The organism is uncultured Coprobacter sp. (genome assembly GCF_947855755.1).
Lineage (GTDB): Bacteria > Bacteroidota > Bacteroidia > Bacteroidales > Coprobacteraceae > Coprobacter.
In genome coordinates this window covers 73,121-89,783 of record NZ_CANUAR010000013.1, presented here as the reverse complement: position 1 = coordinate 89,783, position 16,663 = coordinate 73,121, and the positions used below count along the sequence as shown (strand labels likewise).

Genomic DNA, 16,663 nt, shown 5'->3' with positions numbered 1-16,663 from the left:
AGTTATAAAAAAAATAACCCAGACCCGGAAATAATGGCTCTTTCTGCATTATCAGCCGTTACCAGCTTATTTTTTGTGATAGCAATACTAACTATATGTATATATTATAACATAAATTTAGCAGAGACCGTTCCTCTTTTTTGTTTATCATTATTCCCGTTCCCTTTATTATATTTCATATTTTACCGCATGTTATACGCAAAAGGCAAATACAAAGAGATCATTGAGAAAAAACCGAAGTTTTGTGACAATCCCGAGATAAATAAACGGATTGCTTTGGGATATATTTGGGGAATTCTCATATTGACCATACTGCTTATAATCACTTGGGGTACTCTAAAAAAACTAAATTAAAAAACGTAGAGACTATTTAAATCTAAAAACATCATTCAAAAATGAAAGAACTAACTTTATTAGAAAAAAAATTAATTGTTTTATTAAAATATAAAATCAAATCTACCTTTTTTTTAGAATCGAAAATAGAATTAGAGGCTATTATAGAAAAAATTAGGACAAGAAATCTCACAAACAGACAAATTGAGATGGCATGGCATGACTTTTTAGATGGATACGAACTTGCCGATACAAGAATCGAGGACTCTGAAGACCTTCGAGAAATAGATCGGTTATTAATCGAAAATTTCGGAGAAGGAGAAGGGTTAGCTCCCGAAAAATGGAAAATGAACCGGAAAATACGGACAATCCTGAAACGGGGAATACGGGATGCCGAGGAAGCTCGTATGGTCGATGACTATATCTGCCAAACAACCGATGAAGTTGAGATAAAAAGGGCAGAAACCGTACTTCAGGAATTCGAGGGAAAAATAAAGGCTCTGTTACAAAAAGACCATATCTCCTCGAAAAGCGAATATTCTTTTTTATCGAAATACAGAATAGAATTAAACGATGATACTCCGGCTGCCCAAAAGATCGACTCCATGATCGAAGAATTCCGGAAGAAAACGCAAAAATGACCTGATAGTATTTTTTATTGAAAAATTTAGACGACCGGCTCTTAGATGCAACATGATAAAATTATCGAATCTTTTATCATGCAATATTTCTTTTAAAGAAAAACATCAATTCATAAACAGGATGTCTATTATGAAACATTTTATAAAAAACAAAGAAATCTGTTTATTAAACAAAACGATTTCAGCACAAAAACATATAATCAAAATGAAAAATAAAATCTTTTCGGTCCTATTTATACTCATTTTATCGGGAAACGGTTATGCCCAGACTCCGATAAAGTATGAGTACGACCGTGTCGGGAATGTAACACTCCGGTATAAAATTTCGGTGCAAAATCTACAAAGGACGATACAAAAGAAAACATCCGGAACAAATCCTGAACCGATAGCCGGAAAAGCCATGAAAGTATATCCTAATCCGACCCGAGGAGTCGTAAAAATCGTATTTTCAGGTATGGGAGATGCAATCAACGTACAAACTCGATTATACAACAGTAAAGGTTCTCTGTTAAAATCCGAAATCGGGAACAGCTCCGCACCGATTTCTATCGACATGTCTTCATATCCCCCAAACTGGTATATTCTCAAGGTAATTGCAGGAAAAGAAGCAAAAGAGTTCAAGATTATCAAAGAATAAGAGCCTGTCGTCTAAATTTTACTCAGGTCCAGATTTGAAAGTTTCTTTCGGCAATGTTTTTTTCGTCAGAAAATTCAGGCCGGCTTTAAGCATTTCATTTTGCATCATAAGCCAGATATACCAGATAATTACCTTTGCAAAAAATAGAAAAAGCACTTCCTGAAGTTTCATTAAGTGTTCCTTCCCATAATCGGGAAAAATCCCTGACCGGATACACCAGTCCTTCGGAACGCATGTCACATGCACCGAAATTGAAAATAGAAACTTGTTGTCCGGGACGAGAACCGAATGTATGGCTGTCGCATACCGGTATAAATACTCCATAATCGGTCACCATAGCCAAGTGTAAAAAACAGGGAAAATGCTCCATGAGTAAGCTGATATTCCCCAACGTATGGTCTTCTCTTTTTCCGGTAGCTCCTAAAATAACGACATTCCGGAAATTCTTTCCGAGCAAGAAACGAATCGCTTTAGTAAGATCGTTCGTCTCCTGATCGGCAACATAATGTAAGCGGTCTTTATAGAGCATCCGATTCTCGACAGACAAAGAATCTCCGTCTCCGATAATCATATCCGGGATATACCCGTGAGAGATAAATGTATTTGCAGCCCCATCACAACAAACGACATACGGTGTTTCCCGTAATAAACGCAACGGATATTCATGTACCGGATATTCACCGTCAGCCAAAATAACGGCATCCGGTACAAAAGGAAGAAAATCAAGATTATTTTCAATCAGAGGAACATCATTTCTGCTCATTGCATCATTTTTTTCCATTTTAAATATCCAAAGATAGCGACTACGGCATAAAATCCATACAGGAATGCAGTAAAACAGAGGTCTTTATAAACATAAATTCCGCAACATGCTACATCGACAACAATCCAGACCAACCATTGCTCTATATATTTATGTGCAAGCATCCACAGTGCAATCACGCTGAGTGCCGTAGTAAAACTATCCCACCAAGGAACATTGCTGTCGGTAAAGAAAAGCAATATATATCCTATTGCAACAAACAGAAAGATAAAGACGAATGTCGAAGGGAGATAATAATGCAATGGCATACGGGAAACCGGCAATTCTCCGACAAGCTGTTTTCCTGCTCCATTCTCCGCTTTGTTCCCATACTTCCATATATACCATCCATAAAGGGCTGCAAGAAGATAATAGATATTAATGCCGAAATCGGCATACAGACCGGCTCGATAGTAAACAAAAATATAAATTGCCGGCATCACAATACTTGCCAGCCACAAATAAACGCTCGCCCGATATTCTAACCACAGATAAAGCAATCCGACAAAAGTTCCGCAAATTTCCAGATAGTCCACTGAATCAACAATGATTTATAAAAAAACAAGCAAACATCTCAATGTTTGCTTAAAGCCTGCCTGAATTTTCCGACAAGAAAACACTATCGAAAAAAACTTTCAAATCCGACTCGAACAAAGTTCAAACAGGCTCTTGTTTTTGAGGTTTTATTTTTTATCTCGTTCTTCGTACCGAACGTATCGGCGCAGATTTGGAAGATGACGAACGAGAAGATTTACTCTTTACAGATTTTGAACTTCCTGATTTTACGGACGAACGGGATGTTGTCGTTCCTCGAGAAGAACGCACCGAACTTTTCACTTCTTTTTCCGTCGCATTTTGACCGGATGAAGCCGTCGCTGTTTTTTTATCCGTATCCTTAGATGCTTGTTCTACCGGAGCGGGAGATTTCACCCAAAGGCTGTTTTCAAAATTTTTCAATTGTTTTTCGATACCGGCCCGTGCGCTGTCTTGCTTCTCCGCCGTATCATATAATTGCATCAACGACATGTTTCTCAAATTGGTCGTCTTATATATCTTGCCTTCGAACATCCTCATTTTAAAATAATCATCGTAAGTATAATTCTGTACATTGTTTTCATTGTTCGTCAAAATATATTGTTGTGCCATATAAGGCCGCAAATCGTCATATTTAATCCAAAACATAGGATAAGTCATCGCATCTCCTCCGAAATCACCGACACGATGCAGTATAGGACAAATCGCCTCAATTACAGAGACCAGTCCCGAATTACGTTGATCGAACATCCATTTTTCCCGAATATAGTAAGAAAGGACTTCATTAGAAGGTACATCGCTCTCATTCACGATATAGCGGGTACTTTTAGAGGTGCGTCCTTCTTTCTCTTCATACAGGATATGAAACTTATCCAACAGATCCTTCAGATTCATTTTATATTGATCGGTAAATACCTCTCTTCCGTCCAGATATTCATACGCAACAAGCTTATTTTCTGTCAGAAGCCTCATAATCAATCGAAAAAGATTTTCTTGATTTTCAGTCGGTTCTTCAGGATAGTACAAAGGCATGTTCTTTTCATCTTTCAGATCTAAAGAACGGTAAATAACCCGCATCCAAGGAATATCGGCGGGAGAGATCGCTTCTTTCTCATATAGAGATTTTGCCCGCACCGAAATAGAAGAAGACGAAGTATTGTTCGTACTTCCCACCACACCTGTGCGTACCGTACTGCTGTTATTATTCTGAGCCCGGAGCAATGGCATCGCCATAAAAAGACAAAGTACCGGAATAACTCCTTTTACTGTTATTTTCATACGCTCTATTCTATTTCTTAAATCTTTTATCAATTTACTATCACTTCTATCGGAGACAAATCTCGTTCTATTCCGTCAGGACCGACCGCTTTAACCCGGGAAATATAAAAACGTTTTCCTCTGGAAAGCCTGCGAAAAGCATCTTTTTGACGTTGTGAGAACGATGCCCCGTCAGAAACTTCGGGAATTACATTTCCCATAGAATCGAAAAATACGGTTTCAAACTGCAAAACACGGTAAGACACGTTCAACAAATCATCGTCTATCGCCGCCTGAATACCCGGTGCTGACAACAATACCCGTTTCGAGAAAGGCTTTCCTCCTTTATAACGCTGTTCATTGCCTTTATCATCCTTATATGCGATATAAGGCATCGGATCGGGCAATTTCCGAACACGGAAGGTCGTCGTATTCACTACTTGTGAACGCCCCTCCATAGATGCGGTTACCGTGATCGTCACATCTTGCCCTACTTTTCCCGGACGCGCGATCCAGCCATTTCCCGAACGGGTCAACGTCCCTCCCGACATAGTAGCCTGAACCGCTTGTGTCGGAATGCCCGGAACCGAAATACTGATCGGATTGTCGATACCGGCATAAAGAACATTCATCATCGTTGCCGATACTGTCGCCGTGGGATCTATTACCGTATATGACGAAGTAAAGTCATGACGAGTCAAAGTTCCGTCTCCGTGAGGAACTTCAAGATACCCGCTAAAGTCGAATATTCCGGTTTTACCGCATACAAACTCGTACAGTCCGTTACGGTCTTCAGGGAGTTTTTGTCCTCCGATATATATTGCCGGAGCTTGAGTCGTATCGATAGCCGCCAATACAATATTGGCAGAGTATTTTCCTCCCCTCATTACCGTCTTAGACGCCGGAATCACGTATGCATTCAACTGATTCACCCGGACGTCTCCTTCGTCTATATTTTTCTGCAAAGCATGCAAGATTTCTCCTTCGGCATAACGCAAATCGCTTTGTATTTTACTCAACAAAGTAACCGCTGCGATAACGGGCATATTCTCGAACATCACTTCTTCCCATTTTTTATGATTCCGTTCCGACTGTCCTGCAATACGAGGATACAGATAATCATAAATAATCTGTCGCCTAATCGTATCGGTAATCATCGGCGTGACAAATTCACTGTATTGCTCCAATGCCGTTCTGAGTTTTTTACCCTCTCCCGTACGCGGAGAAAGCATTATATAAGAGGCAGCTTCCAAATCATCTTGATGTACAATATCATTGACATTGCCATCCTTTCCGTCCGCCTGACGCACAATACGCAATTTCAACTCATCGAGATATTTATAGAGAGACTCCGTACGGTTTTTCACTTCTGTTGCTTTACCATACCAAGCTCCGGACTTTTCGGGATTGGTCTGATTAAATGCCGAAAGCTCATTATATAGAGCCTGATTCTGTGTCGTCGAATTCTGTGTCGTCCGCACCAATCCCTCATCTACTTGCTTAAACCCGTTCAGCACATCGGACGATACGTTCAACGCCAACATTGCCGTGAGGACGATATACATCAAGTTTATCATCTTCTGCCGGGGAGAGAGATTTGAATTAGGTGATGCCATAATCTATAATTTCTTTATTGAACGACCGTTTTATTTTCATCCTCTTCAGAAGTTGTCCGAGCTACAGGAGGCTGAGGAGGCGTCATCGGACGGTTATACATATTTACGGTCATCGCCGCAAGCATATTTTCATATACGGCATTCAATTGCGCCATGTACTTAGTCATCTTTTCCGTCTCTTCACAATAACGATTACTGTCGTTCATCGAATGTTCGTACATATCCCGAATACTCTTCAAACCGGCATTGACCCGATCGATACTGTCCAATTGTGAACTGATGCTCTTCAATTGGATTTCATAAATCGTATTCAGACCGGCCAGATTCCGATTCAGATCCTCCATTTGGGTGACATACCCTTGAGAATGATCCGAAATACCCTCAGAATTCTCGGTTATGCTCTTATAAGAATCAAGTAAGATATTAGAAACTTCCGTCAACGAACGAGTAGCCTCTTTAAACTGATCCATTTGTGCGGAAATAGCAGACAATTGACTTAAATAATTTTGGGTAGCCTCAGTCAATTCTGCCATACGCGAAAGTTGGTCGGCTGCGGCAGAAAGTTTCTGAATGCTTTCCGAAAGACTCTGTGTATCTTCTTCCCCCAACTGTATGTCCGAAGGAATACCAGCCGTTCTCTTAGCCTCTTCAGGCGAAACATGTACTCCGGAAGATCCTCCGTTAACGACAACTGTTCCGGTCGCACCAGTACCCCCCTTAATAATTACGCCACCGCCCTGACCTCCATGAAATTCAGGACGATCTTCCGGATCTTTGGTCGATAACACGGGAAACACCTCTTCCCAGTTATATTCTTTGGCAGGACGGTCGAATGCTGTCAGCAAAAACATCATTACCTCCACACCCATACCGACCGACAACATAAAATTACCTCCTGGAAGGTGCAATATCTTAAATAAAGCTCCCAAAATCACAATGGCAGCACCGATACTATAAGCAAAATTAAAGAATCGTTTTCCGGAATCGCCCGAAAGAAATTTCTCAATACGATTTTTATATCTTTTATATTTTCCCATAATGGTAAACTTTAAATCCTTTTATTATTTACGACCTTTGGCGAATCCCACTTGCGTACGTACACACCGGAAACCGATATACGAACGTTGTTCATTCTGATATTCCCACATACGTATGTCAGAACGTACAAAATTCGACACGTCTTTCCACGAACCGCCACGTACGATCTTCCTTTTCATCCGATAAGGATCTTCTTTCGCTGCATTATAACGATAATCGGGATTCATGTCGCTGGTATAAAGATTTCCACCCTCAGTATAAGCTGTCGACGTCCATTCCGATACATTTCCCGCCATATCGTAAAGTCCGAACTCATTAGGTGGATATGTTCCGACTCGGGATGTAATAAGATTTCCGTCTTTTACATAATTTCCCTTTTGCGGTTTGAAGTTAGCATAAAAACATCCTTTATCCGACATCGGAGCGTCTTCGGACCAAGGAAATTTATTCTCATTTTTCCCGGAACGTGCGGCATATTCCCATTCGGCTTCAGTAGGCAGGCGATAAGGTTCTATATACGAAGCGCCTTTGATTCCGGCTAACAAATAATGAGTTCGCCATACGCAAAAAGCCGTCGCTTGTTCCCATGAAACACCGACTACCGGATAATCGTTATAACCCGGATGGGCAAAATACATACGCATGTAAGGCTCATTATATGCATTATCAAAGTCATTTACCCAAGCTGTAGAATCAGGATAAATATTAACGATATAGGTATTCAGAAAATCGAACTCGCTTTGCAACGGACGAACAATCGTTTGTGTGATAATCCGCCCATCGTCATCGAAAAATGCCGTATCTTTGGAAATGAGCACTTCGGCTTCAGGGTCAGGCTGTACGTCAGTATTCAAAATGCGACGTGCCGGGTCGAGACGGTGTTTCCGCTTTGCTGCTTCGGTATAGTTAAACACTTCGTATCGATAATTAAGCTGTCTCACATCCAACTCTTTCGCTCCGGTAATCGGATTGATCCGATAGACACTCTCAATCGCCCGAGCCTCATCTTCGGTCGGATTACGCCAAGGAATCGCCTTATTCCAATTCAAATGAGGTTTTACCGGATTCCCATCCCGATCTTCTTCTATCTTAAATGCTTCGTTCCCGCCAAAAGCCGGATCGGCAAGACGTTCCCGAATAATCGAATCCCGCACCCAATACACGAATTGCTTATACTCGGAATTGGTAATCTCGGTCTCATCCATCCAGAAAGCGTCTATCGATATTCCTTTCGCTGTTTGAGGAGTTCCCCAAAGAGTATCTTTCTCAGACGGACCTATTTCAAAAGAACCGCGTTTTACCAATACCATACCGTAAGGTGTAGGCTCACCGAAAGCAGTGCTGCTTACTCCCACCACTTCTCCACCATTAGGTGCAGAAGACGGAGCGCAAGAGACCAGCATGCCCACGATTGCCAAAAATAACATGATCTTCTTCATAAATTATAGTATCCGAATACTTTTATGTTTATTCTTGTTCTTATTTGAAAAATCTATCTTTAAACTATATCCTAAAAAAACTTCATGGCTTCCACTCGTTGCCTTTACAATTGCCGAAACCGGATAATCATAGGAATATCCCAACATAAAGTTTTTATAATCAGCACCAATCATAATCACCAACGCATCTTTCCACCGATAAGACAATCCCCCCCACAAAAACTTATTATATCTCAGACGAGCCGTCAACTCCACCTGGGTGATCTGAAACGTCGTCTTCAACAAAAGCGAGGGCTGCAACTCATATAACGCATTTTTAAAAGGAATATTGCCCCCGGCGATAAAATAATACGAACGTCCTGTATAAGTTTCATATTTTTCATCGAACGTAATCACCGGTTCGGTAAGATGTGTTGACGAAAGACCTGCATAAAAATATTTATGGGAATAAAATACTCCGAATCCCATATCGAAAGCCATTCCCTGCAACTCACTTTGGGGAATACCGTCATCTGAAGAATTGTGATAATCGCTTTCAGGTATAGAAACTTCCGTACCGTCAAAACGCTGGTCGAGCAACCCCAACTGCAATCCCAAACTGAGCTGCCCCTGCCATAAACGCACTTTATAAGCATATTGGAGGGCAATCGTCATATTCGAATACAAGCCGAGAGTTTCATTTGTCATCGCCAATCCTACTCCATGATTCTGTTTAAATAAACGAAAAGGCATTTCGGCCGAAACTAAAAACGTCTTGGGTGCTCCGGGCATACCTACCCACTGCTGACGCAAACCGGCACGAATATTTAATTTACCGTCTTGTCCTACCGCTCCGGCATTATAATAATTAGGCAATGCCCAATATTGACTGAACTGAGCATCGACTTGTGCCCGGAGTTCTACAAATCCGAGCAACAAAAAAAATAGCGATATGATTTTTTTTATACTCATGACGAATGCTTCCCGAAAAGACGAACCGATCCGAACAAGCATATACTTTTTATTTCAGAATTAAAAAATACCAACTTCCGTCTAATTACTTCCTTAATTTATAACTCAAAAAAGGCTGATAAATTGTCCAAGTATTTCAAAACCTATTTAAGAAAATCTCAAACCTGATCCGAGTAAAATTCAGACAGGCTCTTAAATTTCTCACAAAAATACAAATATATCTTTAACTCGATGCGGTCATCGGAAACAAAAAGTAAACTATATATCCTGACTTTTCAAGTCTCTTTCCGGACCTTTTTCCCGCTTTTGCACATCACATACTTATCGGGACAAAAAGCAGTCTCACAAACATCCGTCGGAATTACTCAAGTCCCCATGAATAATTAGGATGTGACGCCAATCGAAAAGATATCCCTCCGCCATTTACAATATCGCTATGGTCTATATAACATTTTTCTAAAGATTTCCCGTTTAGTTTTGCAGACTGGATATAACAAGCCTCCGAAGCATTTCCAACCGTTTTGATTACGAATCTTTTTCCCTTTGCATAACGATCATCCAATTTTATTTCGACCCGGTCGAACAATGGTGCTGTCAATTCGTAACGAGTCTCTCCGGGACATACCGGATGAAACCCGATAGCAGACAAAACATACCATGCGGACATTTGTCCGACATCTTCATTGCCGACCAAACCTTCTACTTTATTTTTATAAGCCCCGTTACAAATAGCTCTCGTCCAATATTGCGTAAGCCAAGGTGCACCTAAACGGTTAAAAAGAAACGGGACATGATGAACCGGCTCATTTGCATGGTTATAATAAGCATTCCACAAAAAATCAGATGGACATTTCTCAAAAAAATTCGTCAAATCGGCCAAAGTTTTCGACCGCCCACCCATAAGACTCACCATTCCGGGAATATCATGGGGAACAAACCACCCTTGTTGATAGAGATTACTTTCTACACATCCGAAACTTTCTTTTAACCTACCTTCTTCAGGCCAGTCCTTCCATGTACCATCTACATTACGAGGTCTGAACCACTTTTTCTCTTCATCGAAAACCTTAGAATAAGAACGGGAGCGTTTCAAATATTCAGCAGCAGCTTCTTTACAATCCAAATCCTCCGCTAATACAGAGAGACACCAATCGGCATAAGCATATTCCAATGTTTCGGAAACCCTTCCCGGTACATATCCGAGTTTCTTGTCATTCCCCATTTTCTCAGCTGTATTTACCGCATAAGCGTAAGCCTTTTTTACATCATAATTACGAATTCCTTTCCGATAGGCGTCCACAATTACCGATATAGCGGGATTTCCGACCATACATCCGCTATAAGCATTCATAAACTCCCACCGGTCATAATATTTCGTGCCATTCTCTTCGGCAAGAGATATGAAAGAACAGATCATGTCGTTTACGACTTCTGGATTAATAATCGCCTGCAAAGGGAACTGACTTCTGAATACGTCCCAACCGCTGAATACCGTCCGTTTAGTAAAATTGCCGGTCTTATGTACCCGTTTATCGCCTCCGATATATTCACCTGTAACATCGGTGAAAGCCCTCGGATCTATCATCGTATGGTACAATGCCGTATAAAAGATAGTTTTCATATCTTGCGTACCTCCCGATACTTTTATTTTGCCCAAAGCTTCATCCCACAGAGAGGCCGCTTTATCCCGATAACGGTCAAAATCCCATCCTCGCACTTCGGCTTTCAAATTCATCTCCGCACCCTTCATACTGACAAAAGAGATACCGGCTTTTACAATCATCTCATCACCTTCTTCCGTAGGAAATTCCGTATAAAATCCCAAATGATCACCTTCCATTTCGTCCCTGTTTCGGAATTTCTCGGCATGTATAATCCGATCTACATATTCGGGTTTTCCTATGTCTCCCAACCGGCGTGTCCAATTATCGGGAATATCGGCGTTCCATATTCCGTATTCTTTCAACGGACAACTGAATTGCGCATAGAAATATACCGTGTAATCGGCCTTTCCCGATCCATTGCCCCATCCTCCGCCAGCAGGCGTACAACGCATCCACCCTCTTATGGTCCGATCATCCACCCGCTCTACATACTGTCGGGTAGAAGTTCCTCCCACACGACGGGCAAGATCGATTTGAATACGGGCTTGTTTATGTTTCGGATAAGTAAACCGCATAATTCCGCAATGTGGTGTAGCTGTCAACTCCGCTTTTATTTTATAATCCGAAAGAAAAACCGAATAGTATCCGGCAGAAGCCTTTTCAGATCGCTTGTCATAACGCGAACGGTATCCTTTATCGGGATACTGTTCAGTACCCCGATAAGTAAACAATTCTCCAGTTGTAGGCATAACCAAAAAATTACCTAAATCGCCATACCAGCCTATTCCGCTCATTTGCGTCAAAGCAAAACCTTCTATCGTCGTATGTTCGTCACTATATCCCGGTCCATTATCACCTCCTGTAATCGTATTAGGACTTGCTTGAGTCATTCCCCACGGTGTCGTAGCTCCGGGAAAAGTTTTTCCCAATCCATGACCGGCTCTCGCCTTCCGGATACTGGTACTTGCTCCGATAAACGGATTCACATATTCAGAAAGACGCTCTTTTTTTCTATGGGAGGATGCGGCAATTGTAAACGGATCATATCCCGTAACTAAGAACAAGAGAGATAGAAGCAATAAAGATTTTGTTCTGCAATTCATGGTTTGTGCATGTATGTTATTAGTTATGAAGAATAGATTCTGCAAATATAACGAAAATGTCCCGGATTACTTCGAGACATAAAAAAGAAAGGAGAGAAAATCTCTTCCCCCTCCTTCCGACAAAACAAGAATCTAATCAATATACTGTATTCTGAGGGTCAAAATTAGTCCATCCGCTCATCCAGTTACTCGAAGCGGTTTCAGTAGGACCGAAAGCTCCTCTGTAAACGGTTTTGGTAAAGAACGAATTATTTACATAACTATTGGTCCATACTGCACCGGTAGCCAACGGACTGTCGTCATTAGGACACATATCCGGTGTACCGTTCAATAATTGAGGATTTCCTTTTAATTTCAAATCAGAAATCGAAGACAAGACTCCTTCATTGGAGAGCGCAGCAGTAGCCCAATATGCACTCACGAATGTACCGGGATCAGATGGGTTGATAACGCTTTCCCGATTTTTCGGATTCAGAGCTTTATCTTGGAATGCTTTTTGGCATCCTGCAATCACACATCCAGAAATATTCAATGTCCCTGTCGTAGCAGATTCTTGAGAATTAGACCCGGTCTTATCGTTCTCGATAATCAAACCGATCGGATATCCGGCAATAACGGAATTAAACAGATTGCAGTTCGAACTCCGACGTATTTGAACTCCGGTCTGGAAACAGCCCATCGTACTACCCTTATCATTTCCTTTATCTTGATAATTGGCCGGATCGGTAACCGGACCGAAAAGCGATACGTTGGCAAAAATAGGACGGGTAGTCGGATCGATTACGCTACCTGAACTGTTATTATCCGACTCAAAACTATTCGAACATGATTTATCGGCATATTGCGGATTACGGAGGGCAACAGCAAACTGAACTCGTCCCTGATAGCCGTTATCGGTATCGAAATCATCATCCCAACACCCCAAAGAGACTAAATAACGGGCATCTACTTTACCACCGAACCATTCGTAACTGTCATCTCCGGAATAAGACACCTGAAGATGGTCGATTTGAGTACCCGTACCTACCGATCCGAAGGTAATACCGTTGATTTCGTTATCGGTAGAATACTCTATCCCGGCAAATTCGACACGTACGTAACTTAAAACGCCGGAATTATCCGTATCATCGTTTCCCCCGTGCTTCGAACGGACACCTCCTTCGATAGTCTGTTCACCGGCGTTATTCTTCGCTTTTCCTAAAATAATCAATCCACCCCAATCTCCGGGTTTTCGGTTTCCGGGAGCTTGTGACGAAGTAAACACGATAGGACGGTCCTGCTCACCTCTCGCCATGATCTTACCTCCACGTTCAATAATCAACGTACCTTTACTGGCTTTATCTCCTTTGATAACCACTCCCGGCTCTATCGTTATCGTCTTGCCGTCAGGCACATAAACAAAACCTTTCAAGTTATAAGTATTGGGATAGGTCAATGTCAAATCACCCGCTATCTCATAATTGTCGGAACCATCTCCCAAATCGATAACTTCTCCGGTGACAGCAGGATCTCCCCCATTGTCATCATCATCGTTACAACTCGTAAATCCGGCTGTACAAACAGCACCGATTACTGCTAAAACAAAAAATTTCAATTTTGATTTCATCGTTTTTTAATTTTGGTTTATGATCAAAACTTTAAAGAAAGACTTAGTGAGACCGATCTTCCGGGCGTATATTTCCGGGTAACCTGTTCCCGTTCTTGTTTTACTCCATCGATCGTCGTAGTGGGAAATTGTTTCATGATAACCGGCTGTGCCAGAATATCCTTGATCCCCAGTTTCAAAGAAATCATCTTCCCGAATGTCTTGTTTACGGTCAAGTCAAGAACATTACGAGGCATCTCGTATGCATCAGGGACATCATAGTCGCTGTTTCCATCGACAGAGGTGGATTTTCCGACCCCGACAATGCGTTTACCGATAATGTTATACAATAAACTTGCCGATAATCCGATCTTTTCGGAAGACGTATAATAAAGTCCGGCATTCACGATATACGGAGACTGACCTTGCAGAGGGCGGTCTTTCTCTTTTACCAACCCTTCTTCGCTAAATTTTACACGGCTTTTTACCCATGCCGCATTAAGGACTAAAGTCAAGTCGGGGACATTGATAAAGTCGAGAGACTTCCGGATATCTACTTCAACTCCGGTTGTATAAGCGCTACGGGCATTTTCATAGCTGTAACGATAACTTCCGCCCATATCGATGAAGTTCCATTCTATCGGATTTTTAAAGTTCTTATAAAACAATCCGATACTGACGGTTTCTCCGGCCGAAGGATAAAGCTCATATCGCAGGTCCACATTATCGATCGTAGCCATTTTCAAATCGGGATTTCCTTGCACTTCGGCAAAAAGCTCAAAATCATAATAAACGGCAGGAGAAACTTCACGAAATTCCGGACGGTTGACCGAACGCCCGTATGCCAACCGGACAAGATTTTTATCATTAAAATTGTAAGTCGCATTCAACGACGGAAGAACCGATACTTTATCATACTTATATTTTGTCATCAATATCTGTGAAGCACTGATCGCCCGGTCATATTTTATCGACATATTCCACCACTCGGCACGCACGCCCAGATTCGCTTGAAACGCACCGAATGGAAATACCCCTTCTACATAAGCGGCCGCAATACTATTCTTTCCGTCATACGCATTCGATTTACGTGTCGTCTCCTCTATATAAACTTTATCATAACCAAGCCATTTTTCATTCATCATTTCGGTATAAGGTAAATTTATATAATCTACCCGTTCATCACCCGAAAGTCTATCATAGCGATAAATAAATTCTCTCGGTGTATATTCACGCATGCGATATTCACCATATATCCCCGATTTTATCTCAGGATTCCACGAGTGATCGGAAAAACTTTTTTTATAATCTGCTCCGACCGAAGCAATATGATCGTACAACTTCTGATCATAACGGTTTATCATATCGTTATAAGAGGGTAAATCGGGAGTGATTACTTTATCGGCAGGAATTCCTCCGATATTTTTTATAATCCGACGATCAGGTTCCATTTTATTGGCATACGAATAATCGACAGTCCAGTTCAATGTCTGGGTCATATCCTCATCCAATGTATGCAGTCCGGCAAGCTGCCCCACATAACTTAATCTTGAAGAATATAGCATCTCCGTCTGATTTTCATAATACTCTCCGCTTACTGTACTCGTTCCGTAACGTTCAGTAAAACGGTTTTTCCCGATCTGAGAGAAAAGATTCCTGAACTCGAATCGATTTCTCGAATCAAGAATAAAAGACCAGTTATTCATCGCATTGATTTTCACCTCATTTGTAAACTGATTATCGACATAATTCTTCTCAATAGTAGGTACATCCGCCGTGGCACTATATATTCCGTATCGAGTATTCTGCATATCCGGAATTGTCTTGTTTGCATTACTATATCCGAAAGTGAGAATCGTACCGACTTTATCTCCGATTTTCCGATTCCATGTCAAATTAAACTTTAAGTCGGGAAGAGGACGAAATGTTTTTACATTCCAATCATTATTAAACCCGTTTTTTGTGTAATAAGTAATTTGAGCCGGATCGGTTATCGATCCCAAATGCGAAGGAAAATCCTTAGATAAAGGTCGTGCACACCGATCGAATCCCAACCATTCGGTCGAAGATGATTTCAACAATGAAAAATCTTCAAAATGGGTAACTGTATTTATTCCAGTACCGACACTTAAAGAGAGAGAATTTTCATCCGGCATATTTTTCGTCGAAATTTTTATAAACCCTCCGGAGAAATCACCCGGCAATTCTGCTGTCGGAGATTTGATAATCATCATATTGTCGATATTGGAACTGGGTATAATATCGAAAGAAAAAGCTCGACCGTCGGCTTCGGAACTCGGTACCGCACCATTATTGATCGACACGTTGTTATACCTTTGAGAAAGCCCCCTTACAATAATAAACCGGTTCTCAATAAGGGAAATGCCCGGTACTCTTTTGATAATCTCGGCGGCATCACTATCGGATGTTTTTATAATCTGTGCAGCCGATATACCCGTAGAAACAGTCAAGGCATTCTTTATATTCGAAATCATCGCCGTCTCGGTATTTCGTCTTCTTACCCCTGTAACAACGACTCCGTCAAGTTGCTTATCTTCTGAGACCAAAAAGAAATCGATATTTTTCGTCTCTCCTTTCTGAAGCATGATAGTCTCTTTATGAACACTATATCCGATAAAACGGCACTCTATTTCCAAAGATTTATTTGCCGGTAAGTTTTTTAACAGATACGAACCATCTTCTCCAGATGCTGTCGCAACAGAAGATCCCGCTAATAAAATGGTTGCACCCAATACCGGTTCTCCGGTCTCTTTATCAAATACTTTACCTGAAATAGTTTGTGCAACCGATGTCGTAGAAGAAAATAGGAAAAAAACTATTACTAAAAAAGAAAGTTGTTTCAATGTAATTCTGTTCATCATTCTTGCTTTGTTCTTTTTACGATGCAAATATCCGACACGCAAATTACAAGCTTAATGCAACATGGCTACATTTATTTTATAAAGCCGTAACAATCATATTACACAAATCCGGGAAAATTAGAATATATAATATAAAAAGAATTTTGTAACTCTGTTCAAAAAATTATCGGAACAAAAGTTAGACAAGCTCTAAAAATAGTGTACCATATTTTAACATAAACTTCTATTTCCCTTATACACC

General features: G+C 41.0%; 13 protein-coding genes. 3 read left to right on the top strand and 10 right to left on the bottom strand.

Annotation, left to right across the window (positions count from 1 at the left end; all coding sequences use genetic code 11):
• From Q0093_RS08620 to Q0093_RS08610, 3 genes are all read left to right on the top strand, one after another.
• Window positions 1-354, top strand: a 354-nt coding sequence (locus tag Q0093_RS08620) for a hypothetical protein (protein ID WP_297929712.1), incomplete at its 5' end; no start/stop codon positions are given.
• A 41-nt stretch (window positions 355-395) separates the two neighbouring features.
• Window positions 396-974: a hypothetical protein gene (locus Q0093_RS08615; RefSeq protein WP_297929710.1), complete on the top strand. Its 579-nt coding sequence runs from the start codon at window positions 396-398 to the stop codon at window positions 972-974.
• Window positions 975-1,179: 205 nt separating this feature from the next.
• The gene (locus tag Q0093_RS08610) at window positions 1,180-1,611 is read left to right on the top strand and encodes a T9SS type A sorting domain-containing protein (RefSeq protein WP_297929708.1); all 432 of its coding nucleotides are present in this window, start codon (window positions 1,180-1,182) and stop codon (window positions 1,609-1,611) included.
• A 94-nt stretch (window positions 1,612-1,705) separates the two neighbouring features.
• Here Q0093_RS08610 and Q0093_RS08605 read toward each other — a convergent pair whose 3' ends face one another.
• The 10 genes from Q0093_RS08605 to Q0093_RS08560 form a co-directional block, all read right to left on the bottom strand.
• Entirely contained in the window at window positions 1,706-2,374 is a 669-nt protein-coding gene (locus tag Q0093_RS08605; protein ID WP_297929706.1) for a thiamine diphosphokinase, read from the bottom strand.
• On the bottom strand, window positions 2,371-2,949 hold the full coding sequence (gene pnuC, locus Q0093_RS08600) for a nicotinamide riboside transporter PnuC (RefSeq protein WP_297929705.1): 579 nt from the start codon (window positions 2,947-2,949) through the stop codon (window positions 2,371-2,373). The genes Q0093_RS08605 and pnuC overlap by 4 nt, the downstream gene beginning before the upstream one ends.
• A 154-nt stretch (window positions 2,950-3,103) precedes the next feature.
• The gene (gene gldN / locus Q0093_RS08595) at window positions 3,104-4,225 is read right to left on the bottom strand and encodes a gliding motility protein GldN (RefSeq protein WP_297929702.1); all 1,122 of its coding nucleotides are present in this window, start codon (window positions 4,223-4,225) and stop codon (window positions 3,104-3,106) included.
• Window positions 4,226-4,254: 29 nt separating this feature from the next.
• On the bottom strand, window positions 4,255-5,820 hold the full coding sequence (gene gldM / locus Q0093_RS08590) for a gliding motility protein GldM (protein ID WP_297304923.1): 1,566 nt from the start codon (window positions 5,818-5,820) through the stop codon (window positions 4,255-4,257).
• A 14-nt stretch (window positions 5,821-5,834) separates the two neighbouring features.
• Window positions 5,835-6,857: a gliding motility protein GldL gene (gene gldL / locus Q0093_RS08585; protein ID WP_294177811.1), complete on the bottom strand. Its 1,023-nt coding sequence runs from the start codon at window positions 6,855-6,857 to the stop codon at window positions 5,835-5,837.
• Between the two features lie 24 nt (window positions 6,858-6,881).
• Window positions 6,882-8,297, bottom strand: a complete 1,416-nt coding sequence (locus tag Q0093_RS08580; RefSeq protein WP_031258934.1) for an SUMF1/EgtB/PvdO family nonheme iron enzyme — start codon at window positions 8,295-8,297, stop codon at window positions 6,882-6,884.
• Window positions 8,298-8,300: 3 nt separating this feature from the next.
• Window positions 8,301-9,290: a PorP/SprF family type IX secretion system membrane protein gene (locus tag Q0093_RS08575; protein WP_297929700.1), complete on the bottom strand. Its 990-nt coding sequence runs from the start codon at window positions 9,288-9,290 to the stop codon at window positions 8,301-8,303.
• Between the two features lie 319 nt (window positions 9,291-9,609).
• Window positions 9,610-11,955 carry a GH92 family glycosyl hydrolase gene (locus Q0093_RS08570; protein ID WP_297929699.1) on the bottom strand — a complete coding sequence of 782 codons (2,346 nt, stop codon included), beginning with the start codon at window positions 11,953-11,955 and terminating at the stop codon, window positions 9,610-9,612.
• 136 nt (window positions 11,956-12,091) lie between these two features.
• A complete protein-coding gene (locus Q0093_RS08565) occupies window positions 12,092-13,561 on the bottom strand; it encodes a hypothetical protein (protein WP_297929697.1) in 1,470 nt (489 codons plus the stop codon).
• Between the two features lie 23 nt (window positions 13,562-13,584).
• Entirely contained in the window at window positions 13,585-16,422 is a 2,838-nt protein-coding gene (locus Q0093_RS08560; protein WP_297929695.1) for a TonB-dependent receptor, read from the bottom strand.
• Window positions 16,423-16,663 lie beyond the last annotated feature (241 nt).